Genomic DNA, 17,720 nt, shown 5'->3' with positions numbered 1-17,720 from the left:
TGTAGCAGAGAAAAAGTAGCCTAAAACATTATACTTTAAAAATTTAAAAATACTCTAGGTTTATAGGGGTCAAAACACCTAACGTGGTCAGTAATATTCAAAAAGTTATAGAATTAGAAGAATGTATTTTATGTAATGAGAAAAATTTTAAAAATATTTTACAGAAAGCTTTAAGGGAAATTAAAATATCAGATAAGTTAAATGTTGACAAATGGAATGAAAGTAGATATAAACCAACACCAACTATTATAGAAGCTGCCCAAGCTTTATATAAAGGGCATAATGTTAAAGATATTTCTCGAAGTGATGCAGGAGCAATTAATTTATATCAAACTAGCTTGGTTATAAATAAAATTATAGATGATGCCAAGATTAAAAAACAAAAGTCTATATGTTTTTTAACTGGTGTGCCTGGCGCAGGTAAAACATTGGCAGGATTAAATATAGCAAATGAGAGATTAAAATCTGATGAGTCAGAACATGCGGTGTTTTTATCAGGTAATGGTCCTTTGGTTGACGTATTAAGGGAAGCATTAATAAGAGATTCGATTAAAGTAGCAAAATTCAGTAGTAAAAAATTGACACGCACAGATGCTACTAGAGAAGCAAAAGCATTTATTCAAAATATACATCATTTTAGAGATGATAATTTAGAAACATATAAAGCACCTATTGAAAAAGTTGTCATTTTCGACGAAGCTCAAAGAGCTTGGAAGAAAGAACAAGTTTCAAAATTTATGAAAACAAAAAAAGGTATAGAGAATTTTGAAATGTCAGAACCAGAGTATTTAATTAGTGTAATGAATAGACACGAGGATTGGTGTACAATAATCTGTTTAATAGGAGGAGGACAGGAGATTAATACTGGAGAAGCTGGAATATCAGAATGGTTATACTCTTTGAAAAATAGCTTTAATGATTGGAATATCTATTACTCTAATAAGATTTTAAGTGACAGTAGTACTTATTTAGATAATATAGAATTAATAAATTGGTTAAAAGGAAAAGGAAAAATGGAAGTAGGTCTTCATTTAGAAGTATCACTCCGATCATTTAGAAGTGAACAGGTTTCTTTATTTGTACAATATGTTTTGGCTAATCAAAGTAAAAAAGCAATAGAGGTTTATACTCTATTAAAAGACAATTATCCTATTGTTCTTACTCGTAATTTGTCATTAGCAAAAGACTGGTTAAAAAAGAAGTCAAAGGGATCAGAGAGAATAGGTTTAATAGCTAGTTCAGGAGCAAGGAGATTAAAAAACGAAGGCATAAATGTCAAAAATGAGATAAAACCTGCAGATTGGTTTCTAAATGATATGAATGATGTACGTTCATCTTATTATTTAGAAGATATTGCGACAGAGTTTGATATTCAAGGTTTAGAAATAGATTATACTTGTGTGGCATGGGATATTAATCTGTATTATACTGGCAATAGCTGGAATTATCAAAGTTTTAAGGGGGCGAAATGGCAGAAGATTAATAAGGAAGATAATAAAGATTATTTATTAAATTCTTATCGAGTACTTTTAACCAGAGCAAGACAAGGAATGGTGATATTTGTCCCAAATGTTGATGATACTGACCATACACGACCTAAAGTGTATTATGATCAGACTTTTGAATATTTAAAGGAGTGTGGAATAAAAATTCTTTAAAAGTAAGTGAAGGAGTAAGTGTACTGGTTTACCGTTAAGAATTTAAAGCTTATTTTTCTCAGAATATTATCTAAATAGTATACTACATGATTTTTTAGGATGAGGGATAATTCTTACCTTCGCCTGCCGAAAAGGAGCAGTTTATAAGAAGGTTGTTTTTGTAGTAAACAATAGGACTTAGAGGGCTGTTTAGCTATTTGTATTTTGTGCTAAATAACGAGTGTGAGATTAGAAATAGCGAGGTTATATACATTGTTTTTATAAGGATAATAGAATGAGGTATATAGATTTAAATTAATCAGTGAAGATGACTTATACAGAAGTAAAAATAAAGATAGATAACTTACAACAGGAGGTAGAAGCTCAAGGTGGATTAAATAGTGAACAGTTCTCGGTATTGTCTAAAAAGTATCGTTTGGAGTGTAATTATTATTCTACAAGTGCTGAGGGAAATACATTGACAAAGGAAGAGATACGCAGTATGCTAGATGGGATAGTTAAGGTAGATAATAAACCTTTAAGTGATTTGATGGAAGTCAAGAAGCACGATGAGGTTTTAAAAGATATCTTAGGAGGTAGTGTAGTAGAGGTACATCTGTCAGAAAAGTATATTAAAGAGCTTCATTCAAAATTGATGTATGAAGAGAATAGTGAGAAGAGAGTAGCATTAGGGCAGTGGAAACAAGAGCCAAATGAAATGCTGACTTATAAGGGGGATAGGTATGCGTATGTAGGTGTAGCTGATGTTAAATCAGAAATGAAAGAACTAATCAATCGTACAAATGAAGCTATTGATTATATACTGAAAGGAAAGAAATATGCACCTCACCCTATTGATGTGGCATTAAACTTTCATATTGATTTCTTGAAGATTAGTCCTTTTGAGAAAGGAAATGGGCTTATTGCTCGTATGCTGAGTAATCAGATTTTGATTGCGTTTGTCTATATGCCATTTTGGATTACCGATAAAGAACTTGATGCTTATCATCAGTATATCGCTGATGTACTGTGTTATGAAGGAGCAAAAGACGATTTGTTTGGATTGATAGGTCAGCAAATTCTTCGATCACAACAGATGGTTGTAGATATACAAGAGGGTAAATCTATTGAAGAGTCTGAAAAGTTCTACAATCAAATAGAAATGCTTAAGCGCCAACTAAAAGCAAAAGAGGAGGAGCAGAGTAAAGTAAGATCAGTGGCATGGCTAGACTCTATATTTACTCATTCGATACGCCCTTTATTTACAGAAGTCGAGAATAAGGTAACAGAGAGTTTTGGAGACCTATTTGAAGAGATTATAGGACAGTATACTTTAGATGTTTCAGAACAGGAGATAGAAGAGTTAACTGAAGAAGAACTACTTTCTGAAACAATAGAGCACCAAGAAGAGGAGTCTATTGCTGGTGAAGAGGAAGTAGTAGTAGAAGAGCCTATGACTATTGAGGAGGAAGAGGCAGTAGAGGAAGAAAGTGTTGTAGCTGAAGATGAGAGTGGTGAGGACGAGATAGTTATAGAAGAGGATGTGGTATTAGAAGAGATTTCTAATGAAATAGATTTAAGTAATCCAAGTATTGTATGGGATAGAGTAGAAGGTATACAATCTGTTATCCGTTTAGTTGGATTCAAACTAATAGAAGGAGCAGAAGCTATAGAAGTAGGTTTAACTTGTGTGTTTACTGAAGTGACTTATGTGATAGACTTAGGCAATGGTACTGTATTCGAGAAAGAATATGATCAGCAATTAGAAGCTCAGGATATAAAAGCTATTAGTGATTATACTTGCGAATTGATTGTCAAAAAAATTAATGAGATATAAGTATATTTAGAAGATATACCCATAAAAAAAGCACTGTCATAAACAGTGCTTTTTTTATGGGTATAGGATGATAATTCTTCTATTACTCATTAATTTGGAATGTTATTTGATGTTGATTAAGTGTTTAATTATAAAATACTTAGTTATGGATATAGAAGCTTATTTACATCCTAATTATAGGATTTGTGGTATGTCTCCAGTAGAGATTAATGAGGAGTTATCTACTTGGACACGAGATGAAATGATAGCATGGCTGTGTTGGAGCAATCCTACAGGGATTTTTATAGATAGTGAAGCTATTGTAGAGTATGGGGATATTATTTGGAGAAATGAAGCAATAGATTTAATTATGTATAAGATAGAACTAATGCAGAAAAATGAATAAGTAGTTTAACGTAAGATACGTATTAGTCCAATGTTACAAAGCAACTTTATTTCATAGCTCTTTTATTAGTTGTACTACAATATATTTTTGTTACTAATTCAGGCTTGTTTTGTATAGTTACTGTCTATTGTTGATTCTGGGTTTAGAGAAAGTATTCAAATTAGTTGTTTTTAGGGGTACTGTTTAGTTGTAATAATATCTACATTTGCTGAAAATATAGAAGGTATGAAAAGAGCATTAATGCTGATATGTATAGTAGCTATAACGATGAGCTGCAAGGAGAATAATACAACTGAGAAGAAAGCTGTAGAACAGACTGGTATGGAGACGACAGTGTCTGTTTCTGAGAGTGAGCAAGTAAAGCAGTTACAAAGTGAGTTATTGGTTCCAATGGAGATTAGTGATAAAGAGGCTAAAGAAGTGACTAAGAAGTATGGATTAGAGTTTGGAGGAAGTTGCTACGCTTGTGATGTTGCTAATATTATTATAGATGGAGAGATGATAAACTTAATGAATGCATGTGATATTCAAACACAAATCTCTTATAAGATTACTAAAATAGAGGAGAAGGATAAGACGATAACCATACATACACCATTAAATGAGTTCGTTTTTGAAAGAGTAGATGATTATCCTGTGTATCAATTAACTGTAAAAGGACAAGTAATCGATCAAGAACTGTATAGACCTGCAGCCTTTTATACTTTAAAGAGCTTATTAGAGTCTTTTGATGTTCACGATTGTGGTGATTTTGAGGGATAGGAGTTGGTTTACGGTTAACAGAGGATTATTTAAATAATATATAGAAGTCGAAGCATATGCTTTGACTTTTTTGTTTTTGTTCGTAACGAATAGATTATTTTTAATACCTATCTTGTGGTATAAATTAAAAGATATGCTAACTCTCTTGAAGTATTTAATAGAAATACGATTTAGGAAATATGTGTCTAAAGGAGATTACGTAGCGATGATGCTAATCTGTGGACTCTATATAGGTACTGCTGTATTAGCCTATTTTAATTACAGCATAGTAAAAGGTATGTTTTATTTTGTATTTATAGATGCTATTCTATATCACTTGGGTAGATTAGATATAGAGTTATTAAAAGTATATAAACATTATCGTGTAGTGCTATGGCTAGAGTATTTGGTTTATGGTTTACCTTTTCTACTCGTGTTGGTAGTAAAACAAGAGTATGTAGGATTAGGGAGTGTAGTTGTGTTATACTACCTCTTATCTTTTATCCCAAAGAAACAATCAGCAGTGGTTAAGTATCCTTTTTCTTTAGTAGATCTCTTTTGGAGGATTAGTTTTAGGAAGTTTAAATTGTTGTGGATATTGCCTATAGTGATTTTGTTTAGTGTAATGGGAGTGAAACACAGTAATGAAAACTTGGTTATAGGGAGTTTTATCTTAGCAGGAATCTTAACAATGGTGCCAACTTTTGAAAGAGAAAGGGAAATAGAGATTATGACAAGTGTACTAAGTGGGGGAGAGTATTTAGAGCAACAGGTAAAAGTTCAGATGTTTAATTCTTTACTAGTTATAATGCCCATTTTACTATTGGTTTTAGTATTGTCATTTGATTGGAATTATGTGTTTTGGGGAGTACTAGTTCTAGTTTTACCAATGTGCAATACGGTATTAAAGTATAGTTTTTATAAAAGTGAATTAAAACATCAATTGTTTATAGCAAGTTGCTTTATAGGAATAGGTTTACCGCTATTAGCAATGCCTTTTTTATATAAACGAGCAATTCGTCAATTAAATCAGATAAAGAATGTTGAAAGTAAATATTAAAGAAAAGAGCTATGGTAATCATCTTGTTCTAAAAGACATTCAATTTACTATAGATAAACCTGGTATCTATGGGGTAATGGGGAAAAATGGAGAGGGAAAGACTACGCTGTTTAAATGTATGCTTGGTTTAGAAAAATATAAAGGAACTGCTGAATTAAATGACAAGATTCTTTTTCTGCAAGAAGTAGGGTGGTGTGGTGCCGAACCTGCTGTATATGATGAGTTAACAGCAGAGGAGTTTTATACTTTTTACCAACATTTAACAAGACAAAAGGGAGAGGACAAGAAGTTATTATTTGATTTGCCTTCAGATAAGTTAATCAAGGAATTCTCTACAGGAATGAAGAAAAAAGTCTATCTCAATGCTGTACTTCAGAAAGAGTATAAGATGTATATACTAGACGAACCTTTTAATGGGCTAGATATAGAGGCGAATTATTATTTGATAAAGTATTTAGAACATTTGTCTCAAGATAGTATCGTATTTATCTCTTCACATATAGCGGATGTTTTATACAAATATTGTGAAGCTATTTTTATGATAAAGGATCAAAGTATTAAATGCTACCAACAAGAGGATTTTAAAGAAATAGAAGAAGAATTTTTTAAATAGAAAGAAATGATAAAATATAGTTATACCATCATGTATGTGGTAGATGTGGAGACTACTGTAAGGTTTTATGAAGAGGCATTTGGATTTGTACGTAAGTTCGTTACTCCGGAGGCTGATTATGGAGAGTTGGTATCAGGAGATACTACGATTGCTTTTGCACAAGTAGAGTTGGCAAGTAGTAATTTGAGTAGAGGATATCAACAGGTGAATCTAGAGAAACCTTTTGGGATAGAGTTGGGCTTTGTAGTAGAAGATGTAGCTAAAGCAATGCAGCAAGTAGAGCAGGCTGGTGGTGTAATGTACGAGTCGATTAAAGTTAAACCTTGGGGACAAACGGTAGGGTATGTATTGGATAATAATGGCTTCTTAATAGAATTGTGTACTGCTATGTAAAGTATCCAAAAGAGATAAACCTAATTTAAGAAATTGATTTAATTTTGTTTTAATTAGTTGGTATTTTAAGTAATACGTATTATAGATGTTAGTATGGTCAGGTAGAGGGATAGTTGGAATAGTTATTTTTGGTATTTCTATAGTGATAGGGGAAAGTGTTTTTCCTAGAGATATGGGGAATGAATATCGGTTTGTACTTGCTTTAAGTATTGCTGGTATAGTAAACTGGCTTCTTGGTTCTATCTGGAATAAAGAGAAGTTCATTTTTAATGAAGAGGAACAACAGTACTATATTCAAAAGAATAACCATACTCTTTTTTGGATACCTATGCAGTATATGGGAATGATTATGTTAGGTGGTTCCGTATATGTTATGGGAAAAAGCTCTATCCTGTGGGCTATAGTTCTAGCAATAGGTTTTTTACTGTTATTTTTTCTTAGATTTTGTTGGAATGAAGGTGTTTTTGTGAGAGAAAAACAATATGAGGAAGAACCACAAAGAAAGCCTTTAGATCATATCAAGCCTAAAACTAAAAAATCTGGTGGTTGGGAAAGCCGTCATAGTAAATAGTAGGATTAGACTGTTACAAGTATTGGTTTGCCTTTTTAGTTTTTTTTTATTGTTCGAATTTTAAATTGCTATGATTTATAAGGGTATTTATACACATAAGAATAAGAGTATTCCTATAGAAATACATAATGATGGAGAATATCTCTCTGTAGAAATAGAAGGATTACTTTTTAAAGGAAGAGAGTTTACTGATTTGGGTTATCAAGGGGATTTAGGAGAGGAAACTATTGATAGTACATGGATAACTATCGCCTCAGATTTAGATAATTGTTTGACAGATTGTCAATTTGAATTTACGGTATCTCAATACTTATTGTCAGCAAATGGGCCTACAGAACCTGTAGAGTTAATGATGTGCTTTAGTCATGGTAGCAATATAGAATCCAATACTACAAGTTTTCATGAAGAAGTTAGGATTGAATTGACGTGGAAGGAAGAGATTTTTGTAGGGAAGAGTGGATCAGTTGAGATAGCGTTTGATCAATTAAAGAAACAATTGCCTCAGGGATATTCATTAATGAATTGTTATGGTTGCTTATATGGAGATTATAGTATTTATGGAAATAGTTCTTTTGGGACAATGATGTGCTTTAAACATATGAAGCAAAAGTATACTGAAGTAGGTAATAAGGAAGATTATGGTGATTTATGTGTAGATGAAAGCGATCTTATTGAATGGGTACAAGAGATAAATTGTTGTGAAGAGTTTGAGGTAAGAGGAAATGGTGGAGCTTATAGATAGATGAGGTGATTTGAATAGAAATGATTATTACAATAGATACTACAGAATGAAAAAAAAGTAGGAGTAAATAGGTGATAGTTTTTTATTGTTATATGTTAAGTTAGAGGAACAAGTTTAAGTTTTGGGTAATGATGTATCTGTTGTTGATTATTTTAATTATAGGAGGTGTAGTTTTTTATAAGAAAAACGCAGATAAGAAGCGTAGACCTATCAATGAGTATACTTTAGTTGCGGAAGAATTAATTACTGCTTCTTTAAATGATGCAGAAGTAAGACAACATCGTTATCATTATGACTCTGCTAAAGATAAAATTGCTTTTTTAAATAAAGACTTTAGATATAGTCTTGATGAACAACGTGCTGGAATCGATAATTTTTGGTTTCAAAAGAAACATACTACGAAGTATGACTTGAGTCAAAATAGAATAAACTATATTGAAAGTTTAGAATTAAATGAAGTACGTATACCGCTGTTGTTTGATGGTAAAGAGATGCAAGCTGTTGCTGCAATGGATATAGATCGATCTACTCTAGAGATACATTTATTTAATGAGAAAGAAGTAACAGTTTTGGCTCAGAAATATGAAGCAAAATCAGGAGAAGTTAAGTATGATTGTATTTTTGGTTTTGATTTTTTGCTAAGTGATAGTAAGTACGGAGAGATGTACTATAATACATATATGCTTTATAGTAATATAAGGTAAGTAAGAGATTAATAATCTTTATCTATCTAGAAATAAATAAATGTTGAGGAATTAATATGTAAGTATGAGTCTATTTAAGGATATTTGTTTATAAAAAAGAATAGAAGATGTATATAGTAAATTTAGATATAGAAACAAATCAATTAAAAGAAACAAGAGCGTTTTATACAGAAGTATTAGGCTTTGATATTATTGAAGAGGAGGAAGGGAGCTTCGCTGTACAAGCAGGAGAAACTATTCTTACGTTTAAAGAGGTGGATACTCCTGTCAATGTATATCACTTTGCTTTTAATATTCCTTCTAATCAGATAGAAGAAGCATTAATCTGGTCAAGAGAGCATGTTGATTTAATAGAGAACATAGAAGGGAATTTGGTTACTAATTTTGAAACATGGAAGGCGAAGTCTATTTATTTTACAGATAATAACGGGAATATCTTAGAGTTTATAGCGAGAGAGGATATTTTGCTTTCATTGAATGGGCCTTTTGATCCTGTACAGATTACGTGTATTAGCGAGATAGGTGTAGTGGTAGAGAAGCCAATGGAGTCGGCAGAGAAGTTAATTCAAGAATACAATTTAAGTTATTTCAAAAAAGCAGAACCTACAGAACAGTTCTTGGCACTGGGAGATGATCAAGGTTTGATTATTATGGTGACACCTGATCGCAACTGGTATCCTACGAACATCCCTGCTAAGTTTACTAACACTGAGATGATCGTAGAGGATAATGAAATGATGATTGCTTTAAAGAGTAAAGAGCTATATTAATAAAAAATATAAAAGAGACTATTCAGTAGTCTCTTTTTCTTTTAATAAGGTCTCTCCCCAGGCATTTAATTTCCATAAGACTTCTACTAATTGTTCTCCTAGTGGAGTAAGGAGGTACTCTACTCTTGGAGGAAGTTCATTATAGCTTATTTTATACAGAACTCCATCTTGTTCTAATTCTTTTAGTTGTTGATTAAGCACGCGGCGGTCTACTTTCATAATTCCTTTAAGCATTTCGCTTGGGCGTTTATGCCCTTGGTTAATCTGCCAAACGATGGGGATTTTCCACTTCCCACTGATGGCATTCACTGCAAATTCAAGTGGACAAATTTTTTCTTCTATTGCTCGTGCCTTTGTATTCATAAAAGTGACTTTTTTATCCCTATGGGGTGAATATATGCGGTATTGTATGATAATAAAGTGATTATCATCTTTGCAAAAATAAGACTTTAATATGAAAGAAATAAAACAAGCTTTAGATACAATAACTCAAGGTATGCAGTCTCAAGTGCCTGTAGAAACTATGAATGCTTTTGGTAATTCTATTATGGATTTACAAACAAAAAGTTTTGGAACAACATCAGAAGTAGGAATGATGTTTCCTTCAGTAGAGGTAGTGACAGAAAGTAATCAGCAGACTCCTATTGTTGATTTGTTTAAAGGTAAGAAGACCTTAGTTAGTTTTGTAAGAGGAAATTGGTGTCCTTTTTGTAATATAGAGATAGCTCATTTAATGAGTTATTATCCAACGTTACAAAATAAAGGAGTTGAGGTGATCGTAGTGTCTCCAATGAGTATAGAGCTACTTAAAGATTGGAAGAGCGAGGTTAAGATGTCTTTTCCAATTGTTCAAGATAAAAACTTAGTATTAGGTAATGCCTTAGATATCAAATTTGAACTACAAGATTTTGTACAGTCTCATTATGAGATGCTTGGAATAGATCTAAAACATTTGAATCAAACAGAAAAGACAGAATTAAATATACCAGCTGTTTATTTAATAGATAATGAGGGAAGAATTAGTTTTAGATATATGGATGTAAATTATGGTAATCGTTTAGATTTGAGTGAAATAGTGAGTAGTTTATAATACTTAGTTAGTATATTTATCTTAGGATAGTTTATTAGTAAATTTAAAAAGTACATTATATAAAGAATAAAGCTCTTCTGAGCTTTATTTTGTTTTAAGAATCATTCATTATGGAAAATAGAAAAGGAGCAAGATTAATCAAAGACATTCCTGAAGATGTCTTAGTATTGTTAAATAAAGGAGAGTTATCAAGTGTGAATTTGACAGAGTGGTTAGCAATTGATCAGAGGCAACTCGTCCAATATGTATTGTTAGATTTAAAAAAAGATGTGTACATAAGCATCGTATTAGATGCAATAGAAAGCATAAAAAAGCCAACAGTAAATTCTATTAATCAGTGTATAGGTTATACTTTGTACTGTTTAGCAAAGGAAAATGATGATAGAGAATTGTTTGAATTATTAAAAAAGCATAAAAGTGATTTAGTACGATGTTGGGCGACTTATTTTATAGGTTATAATGATACATTAAATATAAATGAGAAACTAGAAGAAATTAAATACTTTGCTGCGGATGGACATTTTGGGGTTAGAGAGATCTGTTGGATGGCTGTGCGTGCTGATATTATAGATAAGTTAGAAGAGAGTATAACAATATTACTTACCTGGACTAAGGATGAGAATGAATATATAAGAAGATTTGTAACTGAGTCTACACGTCCTAGAGGAGTATGGTGTAAGCATATTGATAAATTAAAAGAAAATCCAGAAATAGGCCTTCCTTTATTAGAAGCCTTAAAAGAGGATTCGTCTAAGTATGTGATGGATAGTGTAGGTAATTGGCTAAATGATGCTGCTAAAACGCAACCTGTTTTTGTGTTAGAAGTCTGTGATAAATGGGAAACTCACTATAATTCTAAGAGTATTCAATACATAATAAAGAAGGCTAAGCGAAGTCTGTAGATTACAAATAAATATATTTTTTAAATAAAAATTCATGGTCTTGCTCTTTTATAAGATTTCTTTAATGTCAATAATTGACGTTATGTGAATTGTTAATGTTGTTTTTTACTTTTTTGTTATTGTATTTTAATACTTTTTATTCAGATATAAATTTAAAAATGAAATTATACTGACTTATTAATTTTGTTATTGTTTGAAAATAAATTATTGTTTACGATTTATGTTTAATTTTTATGTTTTTGATAAAAATAAGGGTTTGACTTTTTTAAACTATGTTGTTGAGTATTAATAAAATGTATATAATTACGTTTATTTAAGATATAATTGATTTTAATGTTATTATTTATCTAAATAAATAACTTATAAAGTCTCAAACTTTCTTAAAAGTAAAAAGTAATTTAAAAATAATATATAATGTTGTGATAACTAATGTTTTACTATCTTTATCAGTGAAAAGAAAATTAAATTTTGTTGTTTTATGAAAGCAGAAGTACAATTCAATGACTTCACAGGAAGTATCGCGGCTGATATATCAGATATCATCGCAGCAAAAAAAGGGAATTACATCAGTAGTATTGGGGAGTACTTTGATGTAGATCAAGAGAGATTTAAAGTTGTAGGATTATCTTTAACAGGTATCAGTGACTTTAAAGTAACTCTAATCTGTGTAGATAAAGAAAAAAGCACAGAGAGTAAAGAGCATATTGTAAAATTGACCTTAGAGTTGGACGAAGAAGGGCAAAAAGAAATGTTGCATTTATTGTTTAAACGTTTAAATCTAGTTTTGTTTGATGCTGGTGAAAAGCATTATTCAACTTTAGAATGTGATGAAGAAGTTGCATTCAATGAATATCATGTATATGACTATTATGATGTAAACTAACTCTTTTAGTCTATTAAAAACTTAATGAACCTCTAGTTTATACTAGAGGTTTTTTTATTAATATTGTTTCGTGATAATTAATTGTTTAGCTATAGTGAGATATTTAAAAGCGCTAGTATTCTTTCTTTTTTCAATCTCTGTGTTTGCACAAGTTGATTCTACTTATGTGAAAGATCATATAAAGCCTTATGGTGTTAAGTTCGCAATTGGTAAAGATGTATTGGCACTAGATTATACTCTAGAAGATAAAAAGAGTACACAGACATTTGAGTCTAATAAACCGGTGAGCATTGGTGTAGGCTTTTTATGGGGAAGTTCTTCTTTTAGTTTTAGTCATGGTTTTTCTTTTATGAGAGAGAAGGAAAAGGGAAAGACAAAAGCAACAGATTTTCAATACCATCATTATGGAGATAAATTTCTGATAGACTTATATTATAAACGAAATAAGGGATTTTATAGATATAAAGAAAATAATAAGGATGATACTCCTACAGCAGAAGATATTTTTCCGGATTTTAAGATTCATATGTATGGGGCTTTATTTCAATATGTATGGAATAATGAGAAGTACTCATTAGGTGCAGCCTACGATTTAAGCAAAGTACAAATGAAGTCGGCTGGTTCTCTATTATTAGGGGGTGGAATGTTTTATTCATCGCTTCGAAATATTCCGGTTCTTTCAGAAAAGTTAAATGATTATGACAAGCGTACTTATCATTTTGGTCCTAATATAGGGTATGGGTATAACTGGGTGCCTTATAAAAAAGTATTGGTAGCAGGCGCATTTACATTTGGTGTGAATGGAGCCATAGAAGAGAATTTATTAACGAACAAGACTATTTTTACAGTTAACCCTTCTGTGGTAGGCCGATTCTCTCTTGGTTATATAGGGGAAGAGTGGATTGTTAGTGCATCTGCAGTAGCCAATGGATTGTTCTTAAACATGAAGAAGGATTATCAAACAGGGTTGTTAACAAGTACATTTAACTTTACTGTTATCAAGAGATTTAATTTAAAAAGAGAAATTAAATTTCTTCAGAAAGATTACAATTGGAAAGAAGCAATATTTGGAAATAAAATAAAAGATGTGAACAATACTTTAAATGAAGAATAACATCAATACACTTCTGAAAAAAAACTTTCTGGGAGAAGTTTAGATATTCTGAAGAAAGTAGACTATGGTTTAAGATGTTTTTTATATCTTGAATCTCTAACTTTAGATGAGTAAATATGGATTTTAATAGTAATGATTTTAGGTTTTTTCATCCTTTAGAGATTAGATGGAGTGATATGGATGCATTAGGACATGTTAATAATGTGATGTATATCGACTATTTTCAGATCGGTAGAGGGTATTATATGAATGCAGCCAGTAAGACATGGGATTGGTTTAAACACATGTTTGTGATAGCTAATATCTCTTGTAACTATATTAAGGAGATTAAGCTAAATGTAAAACATCCTAGAGTAGGCGTGAGAATATCAAAAATGGGAGGAAAGAGTTTTGAGATTGAATATGCTATTGTGAGTGAAGGAGAGAATAGAGATTTAATCTTACATGCTATAGGTAGAAGCACGCAGGTGATGATAGATATCAAAGAGAAAAAAACAATAGAGATTCCGACTTGGTTAAGAGAAGAAATAGAAAATTATGAACCAGGACTATAAGAAAAAAGCAACTATATATGGAACTATAGTTGCTTTTTTATAAATAAATATCATTAGTATCTGTCATTTCTCCATAAAGCGATATCCGCTAGTATTCGTTGCGTATCAGCATTAACTTCTTTTAGATGCTCCGATGTATAGAGTGTGTATCTGGCTTTGTCTAGTTGTAGCCTCACTTCATAATCGCTAATTATTTTAACTGTGATTTGTTTAGTCTTATCTGTGAACTCTTGAAACCTCGTATTTTCTTTATTTTCTCTTAGGGTCAAGTATACAGGCTCTGTTTTTTCATTTAGTTTAGCATCTTGTTGATATACTAAAGTAGCTTCACCGTTCTCATAGGTGAAAAAGTAATTTTTAAACATAAAGGTTTTAGCGGAATAGACTACTGTTTTTTCATTTTTTAGTTTGTAAGGTGTAGATACTATTGTTTCTGTGGTGTGACAACTCGTGCAAATTATCGCTAAAGAGAAAGGGATAAGAAGAGAATAAATTGTTTTCATAGTATTTTATCGTTGTTGGTTATAGCCAAAATAAAGTAAATATTTAATAAAACAAAATGTTAATTGGTTAATATTTGTTTTTTGAAGCTGTTTTATAGGTTTATGATTGTTATTAAGGAGGAAAGTTGATAAAATGCTAAAACGGGAAGTGGTGATGTAAGGTGATATATGTCATTCTTCTTGCTCTTTATACTAAGTAACTTGATATCATAAATCAAAGAAGTGTAAAATATGAAAAAACATCTAGTTTTATTGACTGTTTTGTTGGCATTGGTAAGTTGTAAAAAAGACCAAACAAGTAGTTCTGAAGATAAAGGAGAAGTAAAATCAGAACTGTTGACAAAAGCCTCAGCTTACTTTCAACCAATCTCTTCTGTAGAGAATGCAAATTTGGATCCAGAGAAAGTAGAGTTAGGAAAATATTTATATTTTGATACGAATTTATCTAAAGATGGAAATATCAGTTGTAACTCATGTCATAATCTAAATACGTATGGGGTAGATAATTTAGCATTTTCACCAGGAGATGACGGATCTTTAGGAGGGCGTAATTCACCTACAGTATTTCACGCAGCTTTACACAGTATGCAATTTTGGGATGGTAGAGCAAAAGATGTAGAGGAACAAGCTGGCGGGCCAATTCTAAATCCTGTAGAACACAATATTAAAGATGAAAAGGAATTAGAAGACAGGTTACGCAAAATCGATATGTATAAGGAGAAATTTGCTATAGTATATAAATCGGATAAAGAACCTATTACATTTAAGAATATTACGAATGCGATTGGTGCATTTGAGCGTACATTAATGCCTGAAAGTAGGTTTGACAAATTCTTAGATGGGGATGTAACGGCTTTAACAGCACAAGAGCAAAAGGGATTAGAGACTTTTATTTCTGTAGGATGTATTACTTGTCATAATGGAGTAGCATTAGGAGGGCAAATGTTTCAGAAATTTGGAGTGTATGGTGATTATTGGCAAGAAACTAAATCAGATAAGATAGATAATGGATTAGCTGATTTAAGTAAAAAAGATACAGAGAAGTATTTGTTTAAAGTACCTGGATTAAGAAATATAGAGCATACATGGCCATACTTTCACGATGGCTCTGTCAAAGATTTAAAAGAAGCTGTTCGCATTATGGCTAGTTTGCAGACTAATGTAAAGTTGAGTCAAGAACAAATAGATGATATTACAATTTTCTTAGGAAGTTTGTCTAGTGATATAAAAGATGAGGTAAAAAAATCACCTTTCGAATCATAGGTTTGGTTAGATAAGTTATTTTTAATGTTTGGATAAAGGCTATTCTATTTAGGAATAGCCTTTATTATTTGTGATAAGTATTGTAAAATTATAATTATACTAAAAAGTAAATATATCAATAGTAGTTATTAATGTTAAAAAAGTTAGCATTGGTTTTTAATTTGCTAAAGTTTACATTTATTATATTTGTAATTAAATAAAAATAGAATAATGGAGTTGAAATTACATAGACCAATTTGTTTCTTTGATTTAGAAACAACTGGTATAGACGTAGCGAGAGACAGAGTTGTAGAGATATCGATATTAAAAGTGTTTCCTAACGGAAATAAAGAGAGTAAAACATGGTTAGTTAATCCAGAGAGAGCTATACCTGCACAATCTACAGCTATACATGGTATTACAGATGAGAAGGTAGCAAACGAGCCAACGTTCAAAGAATTAGCTCCGCTAGTATATAATATGATTAAAGACTCTGATTTGGCTGGGTTTAATTCAGATCGTTTTGATATTCCGTTATTAGCAGAAGAATTGTTGAGAGCAGGAGTAGATTTTGAAACGGGAAATAGAGTATCTGTAGATATCCAAACAATTTTCCACAAAAAAGAAGAGCGTACTTTAAGTGCTGCTTATCGTTTCTATTGTAATAAGAGTTTAGATAACGCTCACTCTGCAGCTGCTGATACGAATGCTACTTATGAAATATTAAAAGCACAATTAGATAGATATGAAGATTTAGAGAACGATATGAAGTCATTATCTGAGTTTACTACTCGTAAGAAAAGTGTTGATTTCGCTGGATTCATAGCATTAAATGAAGAAGGTAAAGAAATTTTCACTTTTGGAAAGCACAAAGGGGCTTTAGTAGAGGATGTTTTAGAAAATGAACCAGGGTATTATGGTTGGATTCAGAATGCTGATTTTCCATTGTATACTAAGAAAGTATTGACTGGTCTAAAATTGCGAAAATTAAATAATAAGTTGTAATAACATCTTTATGAAGATAGTTTGTATAGGAAGAAATTATGTAGAGCATATTGAGGAGCTTAATAATGAAAGACCTTCAGAGCCTGTATTATTTATTAAACCTGATTCTGCATTATTGGGTAGAGAGTGTCCATTTTCTATTCCTGAGTTTTCAGATGATATTCATTATGAAATAGAAGTAGTTGTTAAGATTACTAAAGTAGGTAAATATATAGAGCCCAAATTTGCTCATAAGTATTATGACGAGGTGACTGTAGGAATTGATTTTACCGCTAGAGATATGCAGAGTAAATTAAAAGAAAAAGGGTTGCCTTGGGAGAAGGCAAAAGCTTTTGATGGATCTGCAATGTTAGGCGAGTTTATTGACAAGCGAGAATTAGAAAATCTTTATGACACTACATTCTCATTAATACAAAACGGTGATACAGTTCAGGAAGCTAGTACTGCACAGATGATCTGGAATATAGATGAAACTATAGCAGAAGTATCTAAATATTTTACTTTGAAGAAAGGAGACTTAATCTTCACAGGTACTCCAAAAGGAGTGGGTAAAGTAAATGAGGGGGATGTGTTAGAAGGAACTCTAGCAGGTAAAAAGTTGTTTCGTTTAAATGTAAAATAAGCGTATGGCACTTCATTATGATTTAGGACCTATATTACAGACTTATAATGATGATCAAGAGCTAGTGAAGGCTGGCTTAATCGTTTTTGTTGAAGAGTCTAAAGAATTGGTCAAAAAAATAAAGACAGGAATCAATGAAAAGAACTATGGTGATGTAGCAGAAAGTATGAATATACTAATGCCTTCATTAGAGTTTTTAGGAATGGAACAGGCTATTGAAGAAGCTTCTTTAATAGAAGAATGGACCCAGGAAAAAGGTAAGACTAAGGCTGTGAAGGAGACTTTTAAAATATTTAAAGAAAGAGTAAAGAAAGCTCGCAAAGAAATACAGAAAGACTTTAGTTTGTAAAAA

22 protein-coding genes are annotated in these 17,720 nt (G+C 31.5%); 20 read left to right on the top strand and 2 right to left on the bottom strand.

The genetic code is table 11. From position 1 onward, the window contains the following. Positions 1-83 precede the first annotated feature (83 nt). From HX049_RS10175 to HX049_RS10125, 11 genes are all read left to right on the top strand, one after another. Entirely contained in the window at positions 84-1,658 is a 1,575-nt protein-coding gene (locus tag HX049_RS10175; RefSeq protein WP_286415698.1) for a DUF2075 domain-containing protein, read from the top strand. A gap of 307 nt (positions 1,659-1,965) precedes the next feature. Continuing rightward, positions 1,966-3,474, top strand: coding sequence for a Fic family protein (locus HX049_RS10170; protein ID WP_286415697.1), 1,509 nt, complete (start codon positions 1,966-1,968; stop codon positions 3,472-3,474). Between the two features lie 145 nt (positions 3,475-3,619). Continuing rightward, positions 3,620-3,859 carry a hypothetical protein gene (locus tag HX049_RS10165; protein ID WP_286415696.1) on the top strand — a complete coding sequence of 80 codons (240 nt, stop codon included), beginning with the start codon at positions 3,620-3,622 and terminating at the stop codon, positions 3,857-3,859. Positions 3,860-4,084: 225 nt separating this feature from the next. Next, positions 4,085-4,621 carry a hypothetical protein gene (locus HX049_RS10160; RefSeq protein WP_286415695.1) on the top strand — a complete coding sequence of 179 codons (537 nt, stop codon included), beginning with the start codon at positions 4,085-4,087 and terminating at the stop codon, positions 4,619-4,621. 133 nt (positions 4,622-4,754) lie between these two features. Beyond that, complete coding sequence (locus HX049_RS10155) at positions 4,755-5,660, top strand: hypothetical protein (RefSeq protein ID WP_286415694.1); 906 nt, start codon at positions 4,755-4,757, stop codon at positions 5,658-5,660. Further along, the gene (locus tag HX049_RS10150; RefSeq protein WP_286415693.1) at positions 5,641-6,273 is read left to right on the top strand and encodes an ATP-binding cassette domain-containing protein; all 633 of its coding nucleotides are present in this window, start codon (positions 5,641-5,643) and stop codon (positions 6,271-6,273) included. Before HX049_RS10155 ends, HX049_RS10150 begins: the two co-directional genes overlap by 20 nt. Before the next feature lie 6 nt (positions 6,274-6,279). Beyond that, positions 6,280-6,666, top strand: coding sequence for a VOC family protein (locus HX049_RS10145; RefSeq protein ID WP_286415692.1), 387 nt, complete (start codon positions 6,280-6,282; stop codon positions 6,664-6,666). An 85-nt stretch (positions 6,667-6,751) separates the two neighbouring features. After that, positions 6,752-7,237 carry a hypothetical protein gene (locus HX049_RS10140; RefSeq protein WP_286415691.1) on the top strand — a complete coding sequence of 162 codons (486 nt, stop codon included), beginning with the start codon at positions 6,752-6,754 and terminating at the stop codon, positions 7,235-7,237. Positions 7,238-7,307: 70 nt separating this feature from the next. After that, complete coding sequence (locus HX049_RS10135; protein WP_286415690.1) at positions 7,308-7,979, top strand: DUF6304 family protein; 672 nt, start codon at positions 7,308-7,310, stop codon at positions 7,977-7,979. Positions 7,980-8,107: 128 nt separating this feature from the next. Beyond that, on the top strand, positions 8,108-8,683 hold the full coding sequence (locus HX049_RS10130; protein ID WP_286415689.1) for a hypothetical protein: 576 nt from the start codon (positions 8,108-8,110) through the stop codon (positions 8,681-8,683). A gap of 107 nt (positions 8,684-8,790) precedes the next feature. Then, positions 8,791-9,453, top strand: a complete 663-nt coding sequence (locus HX049_RS10125; RefSeq protein ID WP_286415688.1) for a VOC family protein — start codon at positions 8,791-8,793, stop codon at positions 9,451-9,453. 18 nt (positions 9,454-9,471) lie between these two features. Here HX049_RS10125 and HX049_RS10120 read toward each other — a convergent pair whose 3' ends face one another. Continuing rightward, on the bottom strand, positions 9,472-9,816 hold the full coding sequence (locus HX049_RS10120) for a winged helix-turn-helix transcriptional regulator (RefSeq protein WP_041893900.1): 345 nt from the start codon (positions 9,814-9,816) through the stop codon (positions 9,472-9,474). A gap of 91 nt (positions 9,817-9,907) precedes the next feature. Here HX049_RS10120 and HX049_RS10115 point away from each other — a divergent pair, with 91 nt between their 5' ends. The 5 genes from HX049_RS10115 to HX049_RS10095 all read left to right on the top strand — a co-directional run bounded on the left by HX049_RS10115 (position 9,908) and on the right by HX049_RS10095 (position 13,996). Further along, positions 9,908-10,543 carry a peroxiredoxin-like family protein gene (locus HX049_RS10115; RefSeq protein WP_286415687.1) on the top strand — a complete coding sequence of 212 codons (636 nt, stop codon included), beginning with the start codon at positions 9,908-9,910 and terminating at the stop codon, positions 10,541-10,543. Positions 10,544-10,653: 110 nt separating this feature from the next. After that, positions 10,654-11,445 carry a DNA alkylation repair protein gene (locus tag HX049_RS10110; protein ID WP_286415686.1) on the top strand — a complete coding sequence of 264 codons (792 nt, stop codon included), beginning with the start codon at positions 10,654-10,656 and terminating at the stop codon, positions 11,443-11,445. Positions 11,446-11,923: 478 nt separating this feature from the next. Then, positions 11,924-12,328 carry a hypothetical protein gene (locus tag HX049_RS10105; protein WP_041893892.1) on the top strand — a complete coding sequence of 135 codons (405 nt, stop codon included), beginning with the start codon at positions 11,924-11,926 and terminating at the stop codon, positions 12,326-12,328. Positions 12,329-12,422: 94 nt separating this feature from the next. Continuing rightward, a complete protein-coding gene (locus HX049_RS10100; protein WP_286415685.1) occupies positions 12,423-13,442 on the top strand; it encodes a DUF4421 family protein in 1,020 nt (339 codons plus the stop codon). 116 nt (positions 13,443-13,558) lie between these two features. After that, positions 13,559-13,996 (top strand): acyl-CoA thioesterase, encoded by a 438-nt coding sequence (locus HX049_RS10095; RefSeq protein WP_286415684.1) that lies wholly within the window; start codon positions 13,559-13,561, stop codon positions 13,994-13,996. 53 nt (positions 13,997-14,049) lie between these two features. Here HX049_RS10095 and HX049_RS10090 read toward each other — a convergent pair whose 3' ends face one another. Further along, positions 14,050-14,499: a hypothetical protein gene (locus HX049_RS10090; RefSeq protein ID WP_286415683.1), complete on the bottom strand. Its 450-nt coding sequence runs from the start codon at positions 14,497-14,499 to the stop codon at positions 14,050-14,052. Between the two features lie 231 nt (positions 14,500-14,730). Between HX049_RS10090 and HX049_RS10085 the strand changes: the two genes are divergently transcribed. The 4 genes from HX049_RS10085 to HX049_RS10070 all read left to right on the top strand — a co-directional run bounded on the left by HX049_RS10085 (position 14,731) and on the right by HX049_RS10070 (position 17,717). Further along, positions 14,731-15,762 (top strand): cytochrome-c peroxidase, encoded by a 1,032-nt coding sequence (locus HX049_RS10085; protein WP_286415682.1) that lies wholly within the window; start codon positions 14,731-14,733, stop codon positions 15,760-15,762. Between the two features lie 210 nt (positions 15,763-15,972). Further along, complete coding sequence (locus HX049_RS10080) at positions 15,973-16,746, top strand: 3'-5' exonuclease (protein ID WP_286415681.1); 774 nt, start codon at positions 15,973-15,975, stop codon at positions 16,744-16,746. Positions 16,747-16,756: 10 nt separating this feature from the next. Next, a complete protein-coding gene (locus tag HX049_RS10075; protein WP_286415679.1) occupies positions 16,757-17,368 on the top strand; it encodes a fumarylacetoacetate hydrolase family protein in 612 nt (203 codons plus the stop codon). Positions 17,369-17,372: 4 nt separating this feature from the next. Further along, positions 17,373-17,717, top strand: a complete 345-nt coding sequence (locus tag HX049_RS10070; RefSeq protein WP_286415678.1) for a histidine kinase — start codon at positions 17,373-17,375, stop codon at positions 17,715-17,717. Positions 17,718-17,720: the final 3 nt, after the last annotated feature.

The sequence above is a fragment of the Myroides odoratimimus genome (assembly GCF_030326305.1).
In the GTDB taxonomy this organism is placed as follows: Bacteria; Bacteroidota; Bacteroidia; order Flavobacteriales; family Flavobacteriaceae; genus Flavobacterium; species Flavobacterium odoratimimum_A.
The sequence above is the reverse complement of the archived record's forward strand: the minus strand, read 5'-3'. Positions and strand labels throughout refer to the sequence as shown.